The organism is Paraburkholderia sp. IW21 (assembly GCF_041321145.1).
Lineage (GTDB): Bacteria > Pseudomonadota > Gammaproteobacteria > Burkholderiales > Burkholderiaceae > Paraburkholderia.
This window is the reverse complement of sequence record NZ_JBGGWA010000001.1, coordinates 240,848-262,992: the sequence shown is the minus strand read 5'-3', so window position 1 is coordinate 262,992 and position 22,145 is coordinate 240,848. Positions and strand designations below refer to the sequence as shown.

The following is a 22,145-nucleotide window of genomic DNA, read 5'->3' as shown; positions in this document are numbered from 1 at the left end:
CTTTTGACGGAACCCGGCGCACACATGAATGCGTGCGAACCCGGTGGACGACGGCTATGGCCAGCATATTCGGAGCCTACCCCGTAGATGAATCCGCGCGGTTTCATGGATCGGGCTGGTCCCCTTGCCGCGCGCTTGCTTCCGCGAGTGCCTTCCGTTACGCGTTGTACGCGCTGTCTGGCTGCCCTCGCGGCAGATGCATCCGAACATGGCGGACGCATTCTTTGTGATGGCGTGGATTTTCGAAGCAAAACGGCGGAAAGGCAACTCGCCAATTTAGCGTTCGTTAAATAGATTCTCCCATTAAATACTATTTGTGGAAAAATTTGGATAGATCCTGGCGGTTTACTTTTACATTTATACTTTTGTGTACGTTTGCGCTTGCCGATTCGTCGCTGATTCAAAGTACAGACAAATCAGCCGCGCCGGCTTGCCGCGGCAACGACGACCACCGGCACGGGTCTATGTTTCTCGTATGATGCCCACTCCCGGCCTTTCCGTCCCAAACGACCTTGAGCGTTATCGAACATGACACCAGACCGGTTCGACCCGCCGCAAGCGAGCCGCCTTTCCGCTATCCGGCAGAACGAGGCGCCGTTCCCAGCGGTGCCGGAACACAATTTCCAGGTACGGCGCATCACGCTAATCGCGTTGCTCATCGCAGCCATCGTGCTGCCGTGTGCGTACGTTGCGACGATGGCGTTCAACGATCTGCATGCGCGCATGGCCGACGCCACCGATTCGACGCTGAGCACGGTGCGCGTGGCGGAAGAACACGCGCTGAAAGTGTTCGACATGAACGAGACGCTCGACGCGCGCATCGTCGATCTGACACAAGGTCTGGACGACAAGGGCATTCGCGCTAAAGAAGCCGGGATTCACGAGAAACTGCGCACCATGGGCGGCGGCTACCCTCAGGTGGCCGCCGTCTCGATTTTCGGTCGGCAGGGTGATTTGCTCGTCACCAGCCGTTTCTATCCTGCGCCGGCATTGTCGATTGCCGATCGCGAAGATTTCACCGGCATTCGCGAAGGCAAGGACCTCGAGCATGTCTCGAAGGTGATAACAGGACACGTTGTGGGCGAGCAGCTGTTCGACACGGGCGTGGAACGGCACGCCGCCGACGGTTCATTCGCCGGGGTCGTCTCGGTCGCGCTGCGGCCCAGCTATTTCGATGCCTTCTACCGTGAATTGCTGGGCGGCAGCGACAGCACGCCGATGATCATGAGCCTGATCCGCATGGACGGCGCGATCCTCGCACACTATCCGCGCCGCCCGCGCGAGCCGGTGGCGATGCCGCCTAATTCGCCGCTCGCCGAAGCGCTGGCGCAAGGGCGGCGTGCGGGTGTCGTGCGGATGCGTTCTGACCTCGACAGCGACAACGTGATCCTCGCCTACCGTCGCGTCGGCGCGTATCCGGTGTACGTGTCGTGCGGCTATCGTACCTCGGCGATCTGGGCAGCGTGGTATCGGCACCTGAGCGTGCTGATCCTGTCGATGTTCACGCCGTCCATCGTCCTGTGGTGCGTCATCTGGTTGTCGCTGCGGCGCCTTGGCGCCGAAGAGGAAGCGTGGGAGCGCTGGCAGGCTGAGGCGTCGATGCGCCGCTCGATCGAATCCGCGTATCGCCAGTCGCGCAAGATGGAGGCGCTCGGCAATCTGGTCGGCAGCGTGGCGCATGATTTCAACAACCTGCTGATGATCATCTCGGCCAACGCGCAGATCGTGCGGCGCCGCGGCACGCCGGGACTCGATCGCGAATTGTTGGCGATCGAGCGAGCGCTCAAGAGCGGTCAGTCGCTCACCCGGCAATTGCTTGGCGTCGCGCGCAAGCAGCCGTTGCGCAACGAGACGCTGGCGCTCGAACGCTGGCTGCCGGCGTGCAGCGAATTGCTGCGCGCGTCGCTCGGCGCGAAGGTTTCGTTGGTCATGGACATCGGCAACGAGGTCTGGCCGATGCGCGTCGACGTCGCCGAGCTCGAACTGGCGCTGATCAACATCGCGGTGAACGCGCGCGACGCCATGCCCAGCGGGGGGCGTTTCACCGTGCGAGCAGCCAATATTAATTTCCCCCATGAGGACGGCTTTCCACTCACCGGCGACTTCGTGCAACTGGCGCTTGAAGACACCGGCGGCGGCATGCCGCCTGACGTGCTCGCGCGTGCCTTCGAACCGCTTTTCACGACAAAGCCGAACGGCATGGGCACGGGCCTGGGCCTGCCGCAGGTTTTTGCTTTCTGCGAGCGCTCCGGCGGCCTTGCCGCGCTCGACAGCGCGATCGGCGCGGGCACCTCGGTGCGTCTCTATCTGCCGCGCGCCACGACCGCGCTCGAGGCGGAGCTGCCGACCGATCCGGGTGTCGAGGAAAGCGGCGTGCCGCAAGGCCTACGCATTCTGCTGGTCGAAGACAACGACGAGGTCGCAGCCGGCACGGAAGCCCTGCTGCAGATGATGGGCCACCAGGTCACCTGCGTCTTCAATGCCGATACCGCGCTGCGTCTGTTCGACGACGCCCACGCCAGGCAGGCTCGCACCGGCGAGCCGCTGCCGTTCGATCTGGTCCTGTCGGACATCCACATGCCAGGCACGTTGAACGGCATCGATCTGGCCGAGGCGGTGCTGACGTTCCACACCAAACTGCCTGTCATTCTGGTCACCGGCTACGCGGAAGAACTCGACCGTGCGCGTCATGTCAATGTGCGAGTGCTGTCCAAACCCTTCGATGTCGCGTTGCTGGAGAAGCTCCTGCAAGCGATCCAGCGTGACTTGGCGCAGGCGGCCGCCGATCCGGCGGCGACGGCGCATCCGGGCGGACTAGCGGTCTAAGTCCGGCGTGGGCGGATATCGCCGCCAATTACCAGCGGTTGTAAAAGCGCGGCAGCGGGATGCCGCGTTTTCCACGTGAGCCAATTGGCGCAGGCGGGCACGAGCGACTGTGGGCGTATCGTGGCCGTCCCGGCACGATCATTGCGACGTTGGTGAGAAGGAGGGTGGCGCGTTCATGCACCGTCCATTCCGCTTAAATGCGTCGGGAGACAGCCATGCAACACACCGTGATTGGTTTATTCGACACCTATTCCCAAGCAGAAACCGCCCGCGACACGCTTGTGCAAACCGGCTTTGCGCGCGAAACGATCGAATTGCAGGCGAATCCAGAGCCCTCAGTCGGTTCGGCCACCGATGAAGTCGCCGGCTCGGGTGTGCTGGCCAATATCGAACGCTTTCTGTCGAACCTGTTCGCGTCCAGCCCGCGTGCGCCGGAAACGGCTCGCTACGCCGAAGCGGTGCGCCGCGGTGCCGTGCTGGTGTGTGTGAGAGCAGCAAGCGAATCGCATGCGGAGCTCGCCCGCAATACCTTGACGAGACTCGGCGCTACCGACATCGGCGAGCGTTCGCCCGATTGGGATACGCCGCCGGACGCGAGCCGTGAGCATTCGATGCTCGACGAACTCGGCATCGGCGCCGTGACGCCCGGCACGCCGCACTCATCGAGCGTGGTTTCGCCCGGCGTAGCGGCCCCGAGCACAACCGCTCGGCCTGCGACTGCTACCGATCCGCTGTATTCAGGGTCCACGAGCACCGACGCCGAGCCGTTCGTACCGCCGCCGCTGACTGAACGGCCGGTACTCGACCCGATTAACGAGCCAGTCACCGATTCGCTGGTCGGCGATGCGGGACGCAGCGCGATCGCTGCCGGCTCCATGCCGGGTTCGGGCGCCATCTTGCGGCCGTCGGAAGTCGTCTCCGAAGCGGGGCAGCCGACCGCGGGCTTAGGCGGTCAGATTCCGAACGAGTATCTGGAGTATGAAGAGGATTTCCGCACGCACTACGACGAGCAATACGCATCCGAGAACGCGCGGTATGAAGATTACGTGCCAGCCTATCGCTACGGCGCTGAGATCGGTCAAGACGCGCGTTATCGCGACAGGCTGTGGGACGACGTCGAGCCGGAAGCCCGGCGTCATTGGGAGACCACCTCGCCGGACAGCACGTGGGAGCGCTTCAAGCTCGCCGTGCGACACGGCTGGGAACGGGTGACCGGGCATCACCACGTGTAAAACGGGGAAGCGGTGGCGCCGGCATACTGCGAGGTTGCAAGGTCGGCGCCATCAGTCTGGACATTTTGCGCGAAGCATCCGTCAGGCAGCGGTATGCCGTTTGACCCACGTCACGTAGCGATCGACGAAAGTCTGCAAGAACTTGCGCGTGCCGTCGCTCACGATCTCGCCCTTTTCGTTGATCACCGCCGGGTCGTGCTTGATGAATACTTCGGGCTGGCCCAGCGTGGGGACATCGAGATACGCCAGCACATTGCGCAAATGCTGTTGCGCCAGCGCGGAGCCGGTTGCGCCGACCGAGGTGCCGAGCACGGCGCCAGGCTTGTTGCCCCATGAATTTGTGCCCCACGGCCGCGATCCCCAGTCGAGTGCGTTCTTCAGCACGCCGGGCATGGAGCGATTGTACTCAGGCGTGACGAACAGCAGGCCGTCAGCGGCTTCGACACGCTGTTTTAATTGCCTCGCGACTTCAGGATAGTCGGCGTCGTAGTCCTGGCTGTAAAGCGGCAAAGAACCGATGTCGATGAATTCGAATGTGAAGTCGGCGGGCGCCAATGAAATCACGGCTTGCGCTAATTGACGATTAAACGACTCGCGGCGCAGGCTGCCGACGACAACTGCGATGTGATGGGCCATGTTCGCTTCCTTGATGTGAGGCGCTTGACGCGCGAAAGGGTACGAACTGTCCATCATAGGCAAAAGCCGCGCGGGATGGCGGCAGCGAACACGAAAACGCCGGCTTTTGGCGATCCGCAAACCAAGGTCCACGTTGCTACCGGTGGATAACCCGGTAGCCCCCAAAGTTATCCACAGATTCACTGAATAACCTTGTGGATAACTGGAACTTTTGCCTTGTCAATCAAGCATGCTTTCGGGCTAGGACGATTTGAGGCAAATGGGCGTTCGTCGCCGCCCGGCCGCACGAAAATCGAGGCAGGCGGCATAAGTGACCGACGGTGCGGGTCGAGCCGTCGGCAGTGAGGCATCGATCTGGCCGTGAGCCCCGCCCACGGCGGCAGGGCCGCTCAGAGGGGCAGGGCCGCTCAGAGGGGCGCGAACAGTGCGCGCCTAGCTGAGATGGAGCCCACTTTATGGAGGATCCAGCAATGAGTCTGAATTACGCAGGTAAGTCGCATGACGAAGCCGTGGCCGCTCGCAAGAAAGAAAAGCAGCGATCGCAGGAGCAAGCCGGGGGCGAAATGGCCGTCGACGGTACGGAAGCCGACGCGGTGCACAGCTCCGGCGAACTGTCCGAACGGGGCAAGGCGGTATGGCGCCAAGGTAATGGCATAGACGGCGGCGGGAAAATCTAACCGCCGGTTGCGGCATTCATTTGCAGCGGGCCGTGCGAACCGCGGCCCGTTCATCGAGACGCCCGGAATGGAGGCCGGGCGCCTGGCAAATCGTGTCTGCTGATACGGTTCGTCTGGTCATTCACTCCGGGACGGCGATATCGCCATCCACCAGTTGCCAGCCATACGTCTGCGCGAAAAGTTGAGCGGCGTCGGCATTCTCAAAAAAAGGCATGTCCGCATGGCCCTGAAAAGGGTAAATCACCCGCTCGTCGCTCAAGCGGGTCACTTTCAGCGTCGGCACAGTACCGCTGGATGTACGCCGCGACGACACCGCGACCTGATAGTTCGCCCGGCCAGTCAGCGGCCCGGGATTCGCGCCCTGCGAGCGCCTGGAAACGTGGCTTGCCATCGGTACTCGCATCAGAGCCCGGCGATCGACTCGCCGGCAACCATGCCGTCGATCACCCGCTCTGCATAACTGGCCGACGCAATCCGCGCGTCGCCTGCGGCGCCGAACGGCGAACGGCTCGGCACGCGGAAAACGCGGCTGCTGGTCAAGGTGTCGTCGGTGCCGCGCCGGCAGATTCGCACTGCGGCGTCAAAGCCCGCATCGTAGTGACGCGCGCCGTCGAGACTGCGCGGCTGGTGTGGATAAACCAGCGGATAAATCTCAAGGCCCCGGTAGCTTCTAATTGTATTGCTCATGATGGTCGTCTCCGGTGAAGGTTCTCGCGAAACGTGTTGCTGTGGCTTCGGCATAGCGCCGGGCGAGAATCGCGGCGGTTCTGCGAAAACAAAGTGTTGATCGACGATGCGCGTAAAGAGCGGCCGCTTTAGTCAAGCCACGCCGACGACACCGTAAAAGCTGAGTAGAAGGAAGGGACCCTGTTCGATCGAGGGTGCTGTGATAGAGGCAGATGCTTGAGGGACTGCGAAAGACGCGCAGGAGAACTGCAAGCTGTTGGCTTACTGTAACACGTAAGTAGAGTGAATATTCGACGCATTTGCACGCCGGGCGCGGGTGTTGCTTCGGAGTGCCGCGTATTGTGTACTGCTTTCTGTTTCGGGGCGCTGGCATGCCGGTGGGCGTTGGTCCGCGCCGTGTTTTGCGCGTGCCTCGCATGCGCGTCAAAAGTGTGGGATTTGAATGCAAAAAAGGACGCCTTTATCGGCGCCCTTCTTGGCTTCGAGAAACATCTCGTTGTCAGACTTGCAGACTTGCGCCGGGATATGCGTCCGGCGGCGTCCCTCAGACGATTAGTTACCGAAGAACACGTTGCAGTACGATGCCGGGCCGTTACATTGGGCCGGCGCAGCGGCCTGGGCTGCGCCCGAAGCAGCAGCAAACAGAGCGACGGAAGCGATCAGGGCGGTAAGAATGCGTTTCATGGTGCTACTCCTCTTCGGCGTTTGGTTCGCGATCAGGTGCGATCGATGGAATGAAGAATAGCAATTCAGTGTTCGCCTAAAAATACCGAAGACAAGAAGACATTTTTTCAAATAATGAAATAATTCGAACATCTCTCTGCCGGCGGAGTTACGCCCTGTTTGCCAGCAGGCTTCCCGCCTCAGCCTGACGGGAAGGTTCATCCCGCTGCGTTGGTTTCAATTTGCGCAACAATGTTTTTGATGTCATAAAGCGCGTCGCGGCACGACTAAGCTCATCAGGTCATTGCTTGCTGGCGGACACATGTTCAATACCGATTCGCTTGCGCAGGAACGTGCGGGAGAATGGCGCACACGTCCGGGAACTGCGCGAGGAAATTCATCCGCCTATGAACCACAACGATTCAAGAAAAAACGTGCAGCAATCGCGAGCGCGGCGACGGAGCACGCCATGGCGCAAGTAAGCGGGCCAGCGCTCGACGATCCCGTTTATCTGACGCAACTGCGGCGTGATCTGCTGCGCTTCGCCCGCTTGCAACTGCGCGATGCCGCAGCCGCGGAAGACGCCGTCCAGGAGGCCCTGGCCGCCGCATGGACGCAGGCAGACCGGTTTGCCGCCCAATCGGAGCACAAGACGTGGGTGTTCGGCATCCTGCGGCACAAGCTCGTCGACACCTTGCGCGCCCGGCAGCGCACGGTGAACGTGTCGTCGCTCGAATCCGAAATCGACGGCGAGGCGCTGCTCGATCGGGAGCTCTTTAAGGACAACGGCCACTGGTCGCGCGAGACCAAGCCGCAACCTTGGCCGACGCCGGAAACCGCGCTGCGTCAGCAGCAGTTCTGGACGTTGTTCGAGATGTGCCTGGAACATCTGCCCGAGCACATCGGCCGCGTGTTCATGATGCGTGAATTCCTCGATCTCGAGACCGAAGCGATCTGCGCCGAACTCCAGATGACCGCCAATCACTGCAGCGTGCTGATCTACCGCGCGCGGCTGCGCTTGCGCACTTGCCTGAGCGAAAAGGGCCTATCCAGAGAGGATGCGAATGGGGAAGTGTAAGAACATCACGCGCCTGTTGTCCGACGCGCTCGACCGCCCTTTGACGACCGGCGAATGGGTCGCGATCCGCCTGCATCTGCCGACGTGCAGCGGGTGCCGCAATTACCGCAAACAGATTCGCCTGCTGCGCGTGGCGGCGCATACGGTGAGTGGGATTGCGACACCGGACCCAGCCGCCGGCGACGATTGAAGCGTAGCGTGTGGACGTGAGCGGTCCGCTCGTGCGGAGACCCCCGCACGTCGTCTCCTCTAGCGCTCGCCGGGCGGTGTGTTCCGGTAGCGCTCCAAATAGCCCGCGTGCTGCGCTTCGTCGATAGAGATGGGATGCGGTTCGGTGCGGGCCGGATGTTTGGCCAGTTGCGCCCGCGTGCGGATCGGTCGATGCTGGAAATTGCCGCCGCAGTTGGGACACACGTTACGCAGCGTGCTGAGCGCGCACACTTCGCAGAAAGTGCATTCGTACGTGCAGATCATCGCGTCGGACGCGTTCGGCGGCAAAGATTTGCCGCATCCTTCGCAGGAAGGTCTCAGTTCAAGCATGGTGGCTCCGCGTTCGCAGGGAATCGAGGTGCCGGGCTGCACCTCGCGTGTATCGAAGCAGTGTAAGCGACCTTTCATGCTGAATTGGCAGCTGCGCGTCAATTTCTGCCACCGGCTGCGCTACCTATACCGTCATCACGTCAGCATGGTCCACAACAGGAGCGTCAGTGCCAGGCCGACGACCGACACGATCGTTTGCAGCACCGACCAGACCATCACGGTCTGCTTCAATTGCAGCCCGAAGTACTCGCGCACCATCCAGAAGCCCGCATCGTTCACGTGGCAGAAAAATACCGAACCCGCGCCGATGGCGAGCGCCATCAACGAATTGTGAGTCGTGCTGAGGCCCACGACGACCGGCGCGACGATACCGGCGGTGGTGGTGGTGGCGACCGTCGCCGAACCGGTGGCCTGGCGCAGCGCGACGGCGATCAGCCACGCAAGCAGAATCAGCGGCATGTGGGCGCCGACTGCGATCTTGGCGATCGTGGTGCTGATGCCCGCCACCACGAGCGCCTGCTTGAGGCCGCCGCCTGCGCCGATGGTCAGCAGCAGCGCGGCAATCGGCGGCAAGCTCTTGCGCAGAATGCCGCCGACCCGCTCGCGCGCCATCCCACGCGACCAGCCCAGCGCCACCACCGCGAACAGCACGGTGAGGCCGAGTGCAATCAACGGCTCGCCCAGAAAATTGAGCGCGTTGAACAGGAAGGTCTCAGGTTGAAGCAGAAGTTTGGCGACCGTGCGGCCCAGCATCAGCACGACCGGCAACAGGATCGTGATGAGCGAGATCGCGAAGCTCGGCGGCTCGATGGTATCGGGTTGCGCAGTGAAGAGCTTGCCCATTTCTTCCGGCTCGACCACGTGCATCCGTTTCGACAACCAGATGCCGTATAGCGGGCCCGCGAGAATGACTGCCGGAATCGCGACGATCAGGCCGAGCCCCAGCGTCAGACCGAGATCGGCATGCAGCGCGCTCACGGCGATCAGCGGACCCGGATGCGGCGGCAACAACGCGTGCAGCGTGGTCATGCCGGCGAGCGCCGGAATCGCGATACGCAAAATCGGCTGCTGCGAGCGCCGCGCCATCACGAAGATGATCGGCACCATCATGACGAGACCGACTTCGAAGAAAAGCGGCAGGCCGACGATGATCGCCACCAGCGCCATCATCCACGGCAGCGTGCGTGGCGTTGAATGTTTAAGGATCGTCGAGACGAGCCGGTCGGCGGCGCCTGATTCAGCCATCAGCGCACCCAGCATCGCCCCGAGCGCGATGATGATGCCGACGTCGCCGAGGAGTGCCCCGGCGCCTTTGCTGAATGCGCCAGCCACTGCATCGAGCGGCAAACCGGCCGAAAATCCCGCCGCGAAAGTGCCGACCAGAATCGACAGAAACGGCGCGAGCTTCAGCACGCTGATGAAAACGATGATCAGTGCGAGCCCAAGCACGCACGACAGTATCAACTGGGTGTCGTGGGATGACCACGGCGCGAGTGTTGTCGTCAGATGCACGATGTCCCTTTTTGTCGATTGACGAAGCCGCGGCAGTGGCCGCGCGCGGATCACGGATTGTAGCGGCGCCTGGCGAATGGACGCAGCGAGACACGCAGATAGCGGCCTGCGGTATGTCCCGTTCCATCCGGCGTGATTTGCTTATGCGAATTTATCGGTTCGTCCAAACTGGCAGACGAACTATCGTCGGAGCCAACCGGTCCGTTTTGCGGCCGTCTTTCTAACGAGCACTCTTATGTCCCGTCATCCGCGGCTCACGCGCCGCGCATTTATCGCCGGCGTGAGCACCTCGCTGGCCGCCGGCATCTTGCCCCTTGTCCCCACGTCTGTCTTCGCCGCGGACGCGCATGCGAAAGAAATTCGCATTGGCTATCAGAAGGCGGCCAGTACGCTGGTGTTACTGAAGGCGCACGGCACGCTCGAAAAGCAACTCGCGTCACTCGGCATCACGGTCAAATGGACCGAGTTTCCCGCCGGGCCGCAGTTGCTCGAAGGCTTGAACGTCGGCGCCATTGACTTCGGCTATGTCGGCGAAGCCCCGCCAGTATTCGCGCAGGCCGCCGGCGCGAACTTCGTCTACACCGCCTATGAGATCCCGACGCCCCATGCCGAAGGCATCCTCGTACATCAGGATGCACCGATCAAAACACTCGCCGACCTTAAGGGCAAGAAAATCGCCTTCAACAAAGGTTCGGATGTTCACTGGTTCCTGGTCGCCGCGCTGCAGAAGAACGGCGTGAAGTACAACGAGATCGAGCCCGTCTATCTGGCGCCGGCCGATGCGCGCGCAGCCTTCGAACGCGGTGCTATCGACGCATGGGCGATCTGGGACCCGTTCCTGGAAGCGGCGAAGCGGCAGTCGAACGCGCGCTTGCTAGCGGACGCCGAGGGTATCGTCAGTCACCATCAGTTTTTCCTGAGCGCGCGGCCGTTTGCGCAGCAAAACGGTACGGTGCTCGCGATCGCGATGGATGAAGTCGGCAAGGAGGGCGCCTGGGTACGCGGCCACTATAGCGAAGCAGCCGCGCAGCTTGCGCCGATTCAGGGGCTCGACGCGGGCGTGATCGAAGCCGGTTTGCGGCACTACGCGCATATCTACAAACCCGTCGACGCGAACGTACTTGCAGAACAACAACGTATCGCCGACACATTCAGCGAACTGCGCATCATCCCGACCAGGATTGTGACCAAGGATGCGGCATTGCCGGCCAAGGCCTAAATCACCTAGCTCGCGTTGTTTCGACACTCACTCGAATAGCGCTCCGACATTTTCCGGCGGGCGGCCAATCACGGCTCGCCCGTCTCGCGCGACGATCGGTCGCTGCAGGAGGATGGGGTGCTTCGCCAATGCTTCGTATAACTGAGCGTCGCTTAACGTGGCGTCGGAAAGTTGGAGTTCTTTGTATTCGGCTTCCGTGTCGCGAATCATGTCGCGGACTGGGCAGCCAAGCTGCGCGTTGAGTTGCTTCAGTTGCGCGACCGTGAGTGGCTGCTTCAGGTATTCGACAACTTCCGTTGGTTCGTTTGCAGTGTTGTAGGTGCTGGCGATCAAGTCGCAAGCCGCACGCGATTTGGAACAGCGGGGGTTGTGGTAGATCGTGATCATGGTTGTCTGGTTAGGCGTTGCTTGTACCAAGTGCAGGGCGCGTTTTGGTTGGGGGATTTTAGCGGTTGTCGTGAAGGGGTGGGTGGTGGGGCTGCGGGCTGCGATGTGTCGTGTAGTCAAAGGAGGAGCGGCCCCATTCCCAGCGCTAACAGATCTGCCCCTCCGGTTTATGCGCATAAAGCGCTTGCTTGAGGCTTGCCATCACTGGTCAAAGCCTGTCACGCATCTCTCAATCGCAAAGGCCTTCGCTCGCGACGTGCAGCTGCCGCATGGATGAGCGCCATCGACAGACGCAGACTCCAAGCCAAGCCACGGTCTTCATGCATCGATTCGCCAGGTCAAGGATCAACGCCGAGGCAGACTCAATCTGTGCATACCCCGCAACAGGTTTATGCGCATAAAGGTGCCGACGCGAAATAGCTCCCGGGCAGATCAGCACCGCCCGCTTCAAACAGAGACACCAGACGGGCAGAACCGTGTGTCGTCATCCCCGAGATCATCCTCAAGCTACCCTCCCCTTCACCGTGACAACGCATGGATCGTGTGGGCAGCTTTCTGTCGTCCGCTAGCTAGCCGTGGTGGATTTCAACCGCGCCTCCAAACTGGTCGCTACGCCGTCACGTCTCAGTCACTACGCTGTGGCCCTCCACATCCACGCGGTTTATGCGCATAAACCTATCCCAAGCGGCTAATTCTTCTCGCGTTTACACAAAACGATTGAAATGCGAATTCATCCAGGTAAAATCCATCTGCGTCTAAAAAGAGGAGGTGAAGATTGGCAGCAGAAATCATCGCGGTAACTCAGCAGAAAGGTGGGGTCGGGAAGAGCACAATCGCGATGCACCTCGGCGCTGCGTTCCATGAGAAAGGCAAACGCGTTCTCGTTGTAGACGCAGATGGTCAAAACACCCTGATCCACTGGGCCAGCGCATCAGACGGCGAAAACGGCATCCCCTTTCCGGTCGTCAACCTCTCCGAGGCCGGCAGCCAGATCCATCGCGAGATCAAGAAGTTCGTGGCTGACTACGACATCATCGTCGTTGACTGCCCCCCCTCCATTACCGAGAAGGTATCCGGCGTCGTGTTGCTCGCGGCGAGCGTCGCCGTTATTCCAACGTCGTCATCGCCCGCCGATTATTGGTCGAGCGTCGGGCTGGTGAAGCTCGTCCAGCAAGCCCAGGTGATGAACGAAGACCTGCGCGCAGTCTTTCTACTGAATAAGACCGAAGAGAAACGGATGCTGACGCGCGAACTGAAGCGCGCGCTAGAAGAGCTCGGATTCCCACTGCTCAAAACCCAGATCCCGACGCGCGAAGCCTATAAGCAGGCCATGGCGTTAGGGCAAACAGTGCTTCAGATGAACGATCGCGGCGCGAAGCTCGCCGCCATCGAAGTACGGGCGTGCGCCAATGAGATCGCCGCCTTGCTCCCGTGAATTTATGCGCATAAAGGACCCTGAATGAAACCCTCCCAATTCGCCAAAGGCTTTCAAGCACGTCCTGATACGACCAGCAGCGAAAAGCGAACCGCTCTTGACCGCCTGAACGCGATCGACGGTTTGGTCAAGCATGGCTCCACGAGCAGCGATGCGCCAAGCCGCCTCGTCCAGCCGGTCGCGCCGCAGGGCGTCGCGGAAGTTGAAACGGCTGACACCGCCAATGAATCGGTTGCCTACCGAGCTTGGCGGACCGAGCACGCTTACCGTCCGGGCCAGGTTATCGACCTCGCGCTCAAAACGATCAAGCCGAGTCCGTTCAATCCGCGCCATTTCTATCTCAAGTCGTCGATTGCGGAGCTTGCCGTCAATCTGGCTAAGCAGGGACAGCAGCAGGCGATTCACGTCATTCCCGATTACGACAATCCCGGCAGCTACTTCGTCAGCGACGGCGGTCGGCGAGTGCGGGCGTTGAAAGAAGCGAACAAGGAATCGGTGAAGGCGATCGTCATCGATCTGCCGATCGGCATCCAAAGCTATAAGCTCGGCTACGACCTCAACGTCCAGCGCGATTCGCAGACGGTGTTCGACAATGCCGTCGTCTGGAAACGCTTTCTCGACGATCGGCATTTCCAGAGCCAGAAAGAACTCGCCGAGCATCTCGGACTAGACGAGTCGACCGTGGCCGTTGCCTTGTCGATCGCGAAGTTGCCCGAGCTGGTGATGCATGAGATGGTCGCGAGGCCTGACCGCTTCGGCTCGAACATGGCGTATCAAGTGGGCCGTTATCACAGTGCGCGCGGCGCCGATGCGACGCTGCGCCTGATCAACAAAATCCTCTCCGATGATCTGAGCACACGGCAAGTCGCGGATATTGTGAAGGGTAGGGCAAGCGCACAGGAGAGCACCAAGCCGGCGGGCCGGCAACGCTACGCGCAACGTCTGGAAATCAAGCTCGGCGGTGTCGCGGTCGGCGATCTGAAATCGTATGGGGACGATCGAATCGAGTTGCGCCTGAAGGGCCTCACGCGTGAAAAGCGCGACGACATTCTTCGTCAGATTGAAAAGATGCTGAAGTAAAAAGCAGATGAAGTACAGCAGGGCAGGATTCGGCGGCACACCAGAGAGGGCCGCCGTCCTGAAGAACCAAGCCTAAGCCGCGCGCGATTGGCTCAGCGTGAAAGCGAGCAAGTCTCCATCCGTGGGTTCGCCCCACGTCTTGCGAGCCAGCCAATCGAAGAACGCCGTTTCGACGATCTTCGAATCCAGTCCACGACGGCGCCAGTCGTCTCGCATGTGAGTGCCTAGATCGGGCAACTCGTCTTCCTCGAACGACTTTCGGGCGATCTCCCGCTCGGACTCACCTTGCTCGTCGTAAAGCTCACGCGCTTCCCTGCGGCGATACGCGGAGTACTCGCCAAGCAAACGCGCTTTCAGATCGTCCGCCGGCGCCGCTACCGCAGCCTTTCCACCGCTGCCGGACGGCAGTGTTTCGACCGGCGGCGCATAGCCCTTCTTCAACGCGTCCTTGAACAGCGCCGGTGCGCTGCGCACAGCCGGCAGCGACGTGCTGCGCATGCGTTGTTCGGTCATCTGCAGCGCCGCGCGAATCCGATTTTCCTCACTATCGGCGTACAGCGTTTGTGCTTCCTTGAGCGGGATACCGATCTTCACCATGCGGTCCACCAGCGTGCTGTCGAACACGTTCGGGTGTTCGTCGAGTGCGAGCATGGGTTGCTTGCGTTCGGTCACGCGGAACTGGATCTCGGCGACGCGTCGCCCTTCCCGATGCTCGATCAATTCGACGAAGATGTTGGTGACGGCATTCACTTCGGCGATGGCCGGCCGCAGGTAATCACGCTTGAAGTACTTGTACTCGCGCTTCGCTTCGTCGCCTGCTTCCGTGTCCGGCGTGCCGGAGAGAATGGGGCGCCACCATTCCCACGATTCGCGCATCGTCAGATGGCTCGGGTTGGTCAGGTAACGAACGCAGATCTCATAAAGCGCGAGACCCGCGCTACTGCGCAACTGGCTCTGAAACTGCAGACTCAGGCGTGCATATTGAACCGGATCGAGCAGCTTCTTCTTGATCTTCGGCGCGAACGAGAACTCCACCCAGACGCGGCGAGTAGTGGGGTCTTCGAGAATTTCCGCGTCGGCGATCAGCGTGGAAATGCCCCATTTCCGACCCGGCTTTTGACTGGACGTGCCCGTGCTCCATTCGACCTGCACCGACACCATGCGCCGCAGGTGCTCTTTCACCAGCGCGGTGTCGTTTGAATCGAACGCCGAATTGGCGACGATATCGGACAGCAAGGCGCGATACGTGTCGCCGGACTCGTCGGCTTGCTGAGCAACGGCGAGCAGCACGTTGAACAGCTTGCGGGTGAGGAGGGTGATCTTGCCGCTCTTGGGCTGGATGGCAATCGCCTCGACGGCCTTGCGCAATTCGGCCGAGCTCGGGCTGACTACATCGGTCTTCTTCGCGCGCTTGGTGGCCATGCGTCTGGTCGAGGAGGGATTTGGCGAGAGCATACCGGCTGTGGTGATACACGTCTATAGCGTGGCTCTCACCGTTCCCGGTGAAGTGAGCTTACGAGGCGCAACTCACCTCGAGCAGCTCCCGAAAACCCTCACCTCACCCGTTTCGCGCCAGGTTCGGGGCATCCTTGCAGGTCGCGGCCTCCCGAATACGGACCAATTTCTGACTAACGGTGAACGGGAGCCATTCGATCCCGAATCCTCTCACCTCAAAAAAATCTCGTGAATTTTGGCTATACCGTACGTTGCGAATGGAGCGCCCTCGCACTGGGTCGGTGGCGCGAAAGCGCCCGATCTATTTTCCGCGGATAGGGGGCAATCGCCGCATGGCTGCAGCACAAATGTTGTCGGACACGCAGACAGCCGCATCCTAACCGGTGCGGCAAACCCGACTAGCGACAAACTCCCCCCGAAAAAGCTCACCTTAACGCCCGCCGAGCGCTTGGAACGACGCGGCCTCCAGACCTGGAGACCCTAAAAACCGTCGATAAAGACTCCCGAAAAGCCTCACCATGGCGCCTTGCCGAGGCCCGCGCTGACCATAAAAAAGCCCCCCGAAAACCCTCACCTTTGCGCGGCGCACAAAAATAATCCAATGATTTCATTGACTTATAGGAGTCGACTTAGGCCAGCTATTTCAGCCTCCTCCCGTATATCCTCACCTTTGACCGCTTTTCGGTGAAATCCGGCGTTTCCGACGCCGGTCCTGAAGGTCCTGAAAAACCTCACCTTTGGAATTGATCTGCCGAAAAACCCGAATCGCTCCGACAGCGTCTGTAGGGCCTTTCCGGTCCGTCGCGACGATTTTGGTCCTGTATTTCCTCACCTTAGCGATCACACGCGCCCCAAAAGGCTCCCGAAAAGCCTCACCTCTCACCCAAAAGGGCAATTTGCCGAGCTGGCGACCACTCCGATCCACATCTCCCGTATTTCCTCACCTTTCCTCATTGACGACCCATGCCTTCGTCGACGCCGTCAGCCGAATTTCCGTCGAAATCCCACTCTGCTCCCGCAAACCCTCACCTTAAGGCCTCGAATGCCTAGAATTAAGGCAAAAATGACGCCTCTTCCCCGAAAAGTCTCACCTTCGGTTCGCGTTTTCTCCCGTCTTGACTCACCAATAGGGTGCGTGAGCCCAAAATAAGGTCAGAAATCCGGGGCCAAGGTGGTCCCGAAAGCGCTCACCTTCTGTGCGGCCACACTCTGGAACGACTTTCGAGCGCTACCGGGCGATCCCGGACGTTCAGGTCCCGCAAAATCTCACCTTTGGCCAAACCGCGTTTTTGGGGTGTCTCCTGAACCCGCTCACGTTCTGTCCCGGACCCGCTCACCGAGGCCCCCGAACCTCATCACTCAATGCTCCCGCAAGACCTCACCACCGCTCCCGTAAAGCTTCACCTTACCGGGCTGAAACCCTTGTCAGATAAGGGTTTGCGATGGCGTTAACGTTTTTAACATGGGTTCAAAGGTGTTTACTTTTATTACTCTCTAGCATTTCCCCGCGTGTCGCTCAGACAAGACCTTCCCACCCCGATCGCTCCCATCACACGATCGTGAAACAGTGCACGATCAACGACGAACTGCCGAAACGTCTTTGCTTACAAAGACTTATTGGCTAATCTTAGTTTTGTTTCACGGAAAAATAGACCGTGCTCCGATCCATGGACCTAACGGAAGCCTCAAAACACACCAGTTCGCCAAACCGCACTCACATCAAACAAATTCGTAGCATTTAATACGTAAATTGTTATGATTAATCCAATTCAAGTGACATCGAGGTGTGCATGAATCTGGACCAGGAACGGCAAGCTATTCGTGATGAGCTTGAATCGATGCGAACTAACGGTGCGCGGCGGCAAGAACTCTCACTGCATGCCTGCAAGCGGCTCTTTTTCGATTTGGGGATTCGCCCGTCAATGGCTGCGGTCCGCGACCTGACTCAAACAGGCAGCGCGAGCGACATACCGAAGGACATCGACCATTTCTGGGAACGCATCAGAAATGTGTCGCGCGTAAAAGTGGGCGCCGGCGCCATCCCCAGAGCATTGGAAGACCGGGCCGGGGAACTCTTGGGTGCACTTTTCGAGGAAGCCGTGGTGCACGCGCGCCTGACGCTTGACAGCGAACGCGAGGAAATTCGTGCTCAAGTCACCTCCGCCGACCAACGCGCGCGAGAAGCAGAAATTCGCCGCGACCTATCGGAGGAAGCGATCAAGCGTAGCGAACTGCGTGCTGAAGCCGCTTGGGAACGTGTGCGCGCAGTCGAGGCCGAACTCTCCAGCGCCACCACGCATGGAACTGCTCACCAGGAAGGCCTACAGGCAACCGTTCGCCGCCTCGACGGAGAAAACGAAACGCTGCGTCAGCGCCTGGATAACGAACAGGCTACCAATGCGGCGCTTCGCGACCGGATCGATGCATTGCACGTTGAATTGCGCCAAAGCACCGAACACTATGCGCAACAAATCAAAGATGCCGTCGCGGAAGCCGAACGACGCGTGAAACCAATGCTGGTCGAGTTGGATTCCTTACGCAGCATGGCCGCCACTTATCAGTCGGGGGTGCGTGACGCAAGCCGCAAGGAATTCGAGTTCATTCAACAAATCGCCTCTGCCAAGGCGCGCGGTGACCGGCTCGACGCGCAGCTGCGCGAGCAATCGGACGAATTGGATACGCTGACGAAAGAAGTTGCCGCACTGCGCGGGCAGCAAGGTATCGACCCGGCGATCGCGAGCCTACTGTGTTCGCTGGTCGAAGCGGGGCGGCTTACGAGTGACGAGTTGACGGCGATCGGCACTGCGGCGGACGGCCATGTCATGCTGCCGCTGCGCTGTCCAAAATGTGAGGAAGGTGAGCCGGAACTATCGCAAGTGGATTACCGCTTCGAATTGCAGTGTCCGGAATGCGATCACTCTTCGGGACCCGGAGAATCAAGGCTGGAGGCGGTTAGCCGGTTTCTGTCGAGCGGCCCGATCGCGGCGTCGGCATGACGGCTTCTCGGGTGCTGGAGCGGATAAATCGCCAAAGGTGAGGAAATTCGGGACCCCAACGGTGAGTATTTGCAGGGCTTCCCTGATCACCCCTTCCTCGTCAAATGCCCGTCACGCCTAGGCTCGGGCAGCGGCGGAGCGGCCGGATCGGGTTCTTCGACGACAGGCGGATCCTGCTCATCCATCCACTTTTGCCACGCCCGATACAAACGGTTGGCGGACACCGCCTGAACAAATCCCAGCCATTGCCCGACCAGTTCTGCTTCAACCCCGCTCTCGAATAGATCTGCGGCAAAGGTATTGCGCAATGTTTGTGGACTGGCGCGTGACTCTCGCGACGCAGTGATTCCGGCCGCATCGATCAGCGCGTCGACCGCGCGCAGCATCGTCGCCTTATGCATGGGCCGTCCAGAAGGCGACGCGGGAAAGACCAGATTGCCGGCCAGTTCGGCAAGGCGCCGCTCGGCCAGCCATGCGTCGAGAATGGCCGCCGCGAAAGGTGCGAGCCGCGTGCGCCGCGTCAGCATCGGATTCACGGACTCGATCGTCACCCACGCTGAGCCGACACTCACGCAACTAACCGTAATAGGCGCAGCCTCGCCAGTCTTGAGTCCACCGCCGAGAAACACCGCAATCAATGCGCGATCGCGCCGCTCTCTCCAGCGCTGGGATGCGGACAACGCCGGCAAGGGCGAAAACAGATGTGCAATGAGCGCGGTTCGTTCGGCATGGTTGAGAAAACCGGTCGGCTCGTTATCGCGTGCGTTTCGCCATGCTGCTTCGCCATCCTGGGCAATGAAGCGCGCCGGATTGGTCGACGCGGACTCGATTTCGCGGACGTGGTCCAGCACCCGTTCAATCAGCCGCAAGTATCTGACGCGTTGTGGTTTTCGGATCGCAAGCCCACCCACGAATTCAGCGATGGTTCGCGTATCGACCGTGCCCAGACTCTTGTGGCGAGTGCCAAGCCAGTCGAGGAAAAGCCCCCACTGTGCTTGGTAGACTTCAGCGGAAGAACGCCTGAAATGCTGCTTGGCCAGCCATGCGTCGAAGGCGATTTGCGGGTCGCGGCGCCAGTCTTCGCGTTGCTGATCGAAGAGATCGGTAGACGGTGCAGGGCGCGCGACGGGGTCAGACAGATGAGGAGGAGACATACGCAATCTTTCCGTTAGTTGCGCCTATTGTAGGTGGCAGCCGACGCAAATACAGCACTCAGTCGCCCCACGCCCGCGCGCGCTTTGGCGGAGTGCCTTCAGGGGACGGTTGCGCGGCGTGGCGTGCCGCCTCTTCATAAGAAGACACGGCGAACGCGAACACGGCGGGTAACGCCGTAGATGTGCCGAAGTCCACAGCCTCGTCCGTTTCCGGATAGGGCAAGTCGGACGGCCGCTGAAACAGACCCAGCATGATCGCGTCGTGCCGGCTGGCAAATCCGAGATCCGCCAATGCTTCTGCCTCGATCGCATGCAGCAAGCGCCATGAAAGGGGCACCTGCTGGACGATGTAGCGCGCCGCGATGTTGCGCACAATGTGTTCGAGATCGCGCGCCGCGGTTTGATAGCGCAGCGCGGCCAGAGCATGCTCGGCTTGGTCGGTGGTCAGGTCTTTCATTATCGGCTCCAGTCGATACCCTGTACTGTACAAATATACAGTGTTTCGCGCAACCTCGGCCGAACGACCGATCCAGCATGATTCCGCCAACTATCAGCAAAGGCGCGTTCGCGCATTTAGCCGTGAATCACCACCAGCAACGCTTTCGCCTCGCCCTTTCCGGCGTTGCGGATCGCGTGGGGCTCGTCGGCCACATAGCGTGCGGTGTCCGCGGCCTTCAGTCGCTTCGTCGTGCCCGCCGCCTCGATTTCGATCGATCCTTGCAGCACAGTCAGATGCTCACGCGTGCCGGGTTCATGCGCGTTCGACACCAGCGCCCCGCCCGGTTGCAGCGTCAACTCATACCACTCGAACTTGCCGGCCAGCTCGATCGGCCCCCACACGCGCAGCTGATACTTGGCCTCGTGCCCGCTCAAAGTCGGAATGTCGTGCGGACCGGAGACGGCGATCGCTTCCGGGGTCTTTTGCGGCGCGAACAACGAATCGAGACTGACGCCGAGCGCGTTCGTCAAGCGCCAGGCGACCGCAATGGTCGGATTGGCCTTGTCGCGTTCGATCTCCGAGAGCATTGATTTCGACACGCCGGCCGCGCGTGACAAGTCGTCAAGCGTCATGCGCCGTTCGGCGCGCAGACGCTGAATCTGCTCGCCGACGCGAGGCGGCGCTGCGCTCGCCGGGACCGCGCCCGCGCTTGAAGGGGGTGCCGTGGTGCCCGCTGCACGGCGGTTTCCCGAACTTGCCATTTACTGACCTATCGTTTAGAGTTGTTCGACATACCGGATTTTAGTTCGGAAAAACGAAAATATCCGCTAAAACCGACAGCCGACTATAACAGGGCGCCTCGTCGTCGCGAATGCCGGACATGTCGGCTGCGGGCGCACCACCCTTTCAGGAGTCTGGTTCATGCGTGACCTTTACCTTGCCCATCTGCGCGGCACTCTCCAGCAGATCCGCGCCGACGGTTTTTACAAGAACGAGCGCGTGATCGCCAGTCCGCAGTCGGCTGACGTGCGTCTCGCGAACGGCGCGGAAGTGCTGAATTTCTGCGCGAACAACTATCTCGGCCTCGCCAATGACGAACGGCTGATCGAGGCCGCGAAGCAAGGGCTGGATCACGACGGCTTCGGCATGGCGTCGGTGCGCTTCATCTGCGGCACGCAAACCGTGCACAAAGACCTCGAAAAAGCGCTGGCCGCATTCCTGCAAACCGACGACTGCATCCTCTACTCGAGCTGCTTCGACGCGAACGGCGGTCTGTTCGAAACGCTGCTCGACGAAAACGACGCGATCATCAGCGACGAACTCAACCACGCGAGCATCATCGACGGCGTGCGGCTTTCGAAGGCGAAGCGCTTTCGCTACAAGAACAACGACCTCGCCGATCTCGAAGCAAGACTGAAAGAAGCCGACGCCGCAGGCGCGCGCTTCAAGCTGATCGCGACCGACGGCGTGTTTTCGATGGACGGCATCATCGCCGATCTCGCCGGCATTTGCGATCTCGCTGACCGCTACGGCGCACTAGTGATGGTCGACGATTCGCACGCGGTCGGCTTCGTCGGCGAACACGGGCGCGGTACGCCGGAACATTGCCGTGTGCTGTCGCGCATCGACATCATCACCGGCACGCTCGGCAAAGCGCTCGGCGGCGCATCGGGCGGCTACGTCGCCGCGCGGCAGGAAGTGATCGATTTGCTGCGTCAACGTTCGCGTCCCTATCTGTTCTCGAACACGCTGACGCCGAGCATTGCTGCTGCATCGCTGAAAGTACTCGAATTGCTCGCCAGCGACGAAGGCGCGCAACTGCGCGCCCGCGTGCGCGAAAACGGCGCGCATTTCCGCCGCGCGATGAGCGCGCTCGGCTTCACGCTCGTGCCCGGTGAACACCCGATCATTCCGGTCATGCTCGGCGACGCGCAACTCGCATCGAACATGGCCGACGCGTTGCTGAAAGAAGGCGTCTACGTGATCGGCTTTTCGTTCCCGGTGGTCCCCAAAGGCCGCGCGCGAATCCGCACGCAAATGAGCGCCGCACACACGCCCGAACAAATCGACCGAGCCGTCGATGCATTCGCACGCGTCGGCCGTCAACTCGGCATTATCTGAAGCGGGGG

General features: G+C 60.7%; 21 protein-coding genes. 10 read left to right on the top strand and 11 right to left on the bottom strand.

Annotated elements, in window-relative coordinates:
- Nucleotides 1-528 precede the first annotated feature (528 nt).
- Nucleotides 529-2,826: an ATP-binding protein gene (locus ACAX43_RS01170; RefSeq protein ID WP_370706589.1), complete on the top strand. Its 2,298-nt coding sequence runs from the start codon at nucleotides 529-531 to the stop codon at nucleotides 2,824-2,826.
- Nucleotides 2,827-3,041: 215 nt separating this feature from the next.
- The gene (locus tag ACAX43_RS01165) at nucleotides 3,042-4,058 is read left to right on the top strand and encodes a hypothetical protein (protein ID WP_370706588.1); all 1,017 of its coding nucleotides are present in this window, start codon (nucleotides 3,042-3,044) and stop codon (nucleotides 4,056-4,058) included.
- 81 nt (nucleotides 4,059-4,139) lie between these two features.
- Here ACAX43_RS01165 and ACAX43_RS01160 read toward each other — a convergent pair whose 3' ends face one another.
- Nucleotides 4,140-4,694 (bottom strand): NADPH-dependent FMN reductase, encoded by a 555-nt coding sequence (locus tag ACAX43_RS01160; RefSeq protein WP_370706587.1) that lies wholly within the window; start codon nucleotides 4,692-4,694, stop codon nucleotides 4,140-4,142.
- Between the two features lie 470 nt (nucleotides 4,695-5,164).
- Between ACAX43_RS01160 and ACAX43_RS01155 the strand changes: the two genes are divergently transcribed.
- On the top strand, nucleotides 5,165-5,371 hold the full coding sequence (locus ACAX43_RS01155; RefSeq protein WP_370706586.1) for a hypothetical protein: 207 nt from the start codon (nucleotides 5,165-5,167) through the stop codon (nucleotides 5,369-5,371).
- Between the two features lie 121 nt (nucleotides 5,372-5,492).
- On the opposite strand, the gene ACAX43_RS01150 is transcribed toward ACAX43_RS01155, so the two are convergent.
- The 3 genes from ACAX43_RS01150 to ACAX43_RS01140 form a co-directional block, all read right to left on the bottom strand.
- A complete protein-coding gene (locus ACAX43_RS01150) occupies nucleotides 5,493-5,762 on the bottom strand; it encodes a DUF6723 family protein (protein ID WP_370706585.1) in 270 nt (89 codons plus the stop codon).
- An 11-nt stretch (nucleotides 5,763-5,773) separates the two neighbouring features.
- Nucleotides 5,774-6,058, bottom strand: coding sequence for a hypothetical protein (locus tag ACAX43_RS01145; RefSeq protein ID WP_370706584.1), 285 nt, complete (start codon nucleotides 6,056-6,058; stop codon nucleotides 5,774-5,776).
- A gap of 552 nt (nucleotides 6,059-6,610) precedes the next feature.
- On the bottom strand, nucleotides 6,611-6,742 hold the full coding sequence (locus tag ACAX43_RS01140) for a hypothetical protein (RefSeq protein WP_256737959.1): 132 nt from the start codon (nucleotides 6,740-6,742) through the stop codon (nucleotides 6,611-6,613).
- A 448-nt stretch (nucleotides 6,743-7,190) separates the two neighbouring features.
- On the opposite strand from ACAX43_RS01140, the gene ACAX43_RS01135 reads away from it, so the two are divergent.
- Both ACAX43_RS01135 and ACAX43_RS01130 read left to right on the top strand, forming a co-directional pair.
- On the top strand, nucleotides 7,191-7,799 hold the full coding sequence (locus tag ACAX43_RS01135; protein WP_370706583.1) for an RNA polymerase factor sigma-70: 609 nt from the start codon (nucleotides 7,191-7,193) through the stop codon (nucleotides 7,797-7,799).
- Complete coding sequence (locus ACAX43_RS01130) at nucleotides 7,786-7,989, top strand: zf-HC2 domain-containing protein (RefSeq protein ID WP_370706582.1); 204 nt, start codon at nucleotides 7,786-7,788, stop codon at nucleotides 7,987-7,989. Before ACAX43_RS01135 ends, ACAX43_RS01130 begins: the two co-directional genes overlap by 14 nt.
- 59 nt (nucleotides 7,990-8,048) lie before the next feature.
- On the opposite strand, the gene ACAX43_RS01125 is transcribed toward ACAX43_RS01130, so the two are convergent.
- Together ACAX43_RS01125 and ACAX43_RS01120 are read right to left on the bottom strand one after the other, a co-directional pair.
- Nucleotides 8,049-8,339 carry a DUF1272 domain-containing protein gene (locus ACAX43_RS01125; RefSeq protein ID WP_370706581.1) on the bottom strand — a complete coding sequence of 97 codons (291 nt, stop codon included), beginning with the start codon at nucleotides 8,337-8,339 and terminating at the stop codon, nucleotides 8,049-8,051.
- Between the two features lie 135 nt (nucleotides 8,340-8,474).
- Complete coding sequence (locus tag ACAX43_RS01120; RefSeq protein WP_370706580.1) at nucleotides 8,475-9,851, bottom strand: gluconate:H+ symporter; 1,377 nt, start codon at nucleotides 9,849-9,851, stop codon at nucleotides 8,475-8,477.
- 235 nt (nucleotides 9,852-10,086) lie between these two features.
- Between ACAX43_RS01120 and ACAX43_RS01115 the strand changes: the two genes are divergently transcribed.
- Nucleotides 10,087-11,070: a sulfonate ABC transporter substrate-binding protein gene (locus ACAX43_RS01115; protein ID WP_370706579.1), complete on the top strand. Its 984-nt coding sequence runs from the start codon at nucleotides 10,087-10,089 to the stop codon at nucleotides 11,068-11,070.
- Between the two features lie 27 nt (nucleotides 11,071-11,097).
- Here the strand turns inward: ACAX43_RS01115 and arsC are convergent, their stop codons facing one another.
- A complete protein-coding gene (gene arsC, locus ACAX43_RS01110) occupies nucleotides 11,098-11,457 on the bottom strand; it encodes an arsenate reductase (glutaredoxin) (protein ID WP_370706578.1) in 360 nt (119 codons plus the stop codon).
- A gap of 775 nt (nucleotides 11,458-12,232) precedes the next feature.
- On the opposite strand from arsC, the gene parA reads away from it, so the two are divergent.
- Nucleotides 12,233-12,892, top strand: a complete 660-nt coding sequence (parA, locus tag ACAX43_RS01105) for a ParA family partition ATPase (RefSeq protein WP_370706577.1) — start codon at nucleotides 12,233-12,235, stop codon at nucleotides 12,890-12,892.
- A 24-nt stretch (nucleotides 12,893-12,916) separates the two neighbouring features.
- Nucleotides 12,917-13,972, top strand: a complete 1,056-nt coding sequence (locus ACAX43_RS01100; protein ID WP_370706576.1) for a ParB/RepB/Spo0J family partition protein — start codon at nucleotides 12,917-12,919, stop codon at nucleotides 13,970-13,972.
- A gap of 72 nt (nucleotides 13,973-14,044) precedes the next feature.
- Here the strand turns inward: ACAX43_RS01100 and ACAX43_RS01095 are convergent, their stop codons facing one another.
- The gene (locus ACAX43_RS01095; protein ID WP_370706575.1) at nucleotides 14,045-15,394 is read right to left on the bottom strand and encodes a replication initiation protein; all 1,350 of its coding nucleotides are present in this window, start codon (nucleotides 15,392-15,394) and stop codon (nucleotides 14,045-14,047) included.
- Nucleotides 15,395-17,217: 1,823 nt separating this feature from the next.
- Here ACAX43_RS01095 and ACAX43_RS01090 point away from each other — a divergent pair.
- A complete protein-coding gene (locus ACAX43_RS01090) occupies nucleotides 17,218-18,423 on the top strand; it encodes a DNA-binding protein (protein WP_370706574.1) in 1,206 nt (401 codons plus the stop codon).
- 86 nt (nucleotides 18,424-18,509) lie between these two features.
- On the opposite strand, the gene ACAX43_RS01085 is transcribed toward ACAX43_RS01090, so the two are convergent.
- The 3 genes from ACAX43_RS01085 to ACAX43_RS01075 all read right to left on the bottom strand — a co-directional run bounded on the left by ACAX43_RS01085 (nucleotide 18,510) and on the right by ACAX43_RS01075 (nucleotide 20,777).
- On the bottom strand, nucleotides 18,510-19,577 hold the full coding sequence (locus tag ACAX43_RS01085; protein WP_370706573.1) for a tyrosine-type recombinase/integrase: 1,068 nt from the start codon (nucleotides 19,575-19,577) through the stop codon (nucleotides 18,510-18,512).
- A 58-nt stretch (nucleotides 19,578-19,635) separates the two neighbouring features.
- Complete coding sequence (locus ACAX43_RS01080; RefSeq protein ID WP_370706572.1) at nucleotides 19,636-20,034, bottom strand: DUF2471 family protein; 399 nt, start codon at nucleotides 20,032-20,034, stop codon at nucleotides 19,636-19,638.
- A gap of 116 nt (nucleotides 20,035-20,150) precedes the next feature.
- Nucleotides 20,151-20,777: a helix-turn-helix domain-containing protein gene (locus tag ACAX43_RS01075; RefSeq protein ID WP_370706571.1), complete on the bottom strand. Its 627-nt coding sequence runs from the start codon at nucleotides 20,775-20,777 to the stop codon at nucleotides 20,151-20,153.
- A gap of 160 nt (nucleotides 20,778-20,937) precedes the next feature.
- Here ACAX43_RS01075 and ACAX43_RS01070 point away from each other — a divergent pair, with 160 nt between their 5' ends.
- Nucleotides 20,938-22,137, top strand: coding sequence for a glycine C-acetyltransferase (locus ACAX43_RS01070; protein ID WP_370706570.1), 1,200 nt, complete (start codon nucleotides 20,938-20,940; stop codon nucleotides 22,135-22,137).
- Nucleotides 22,138-22,145: the final 8 nt, after the last annotated feature.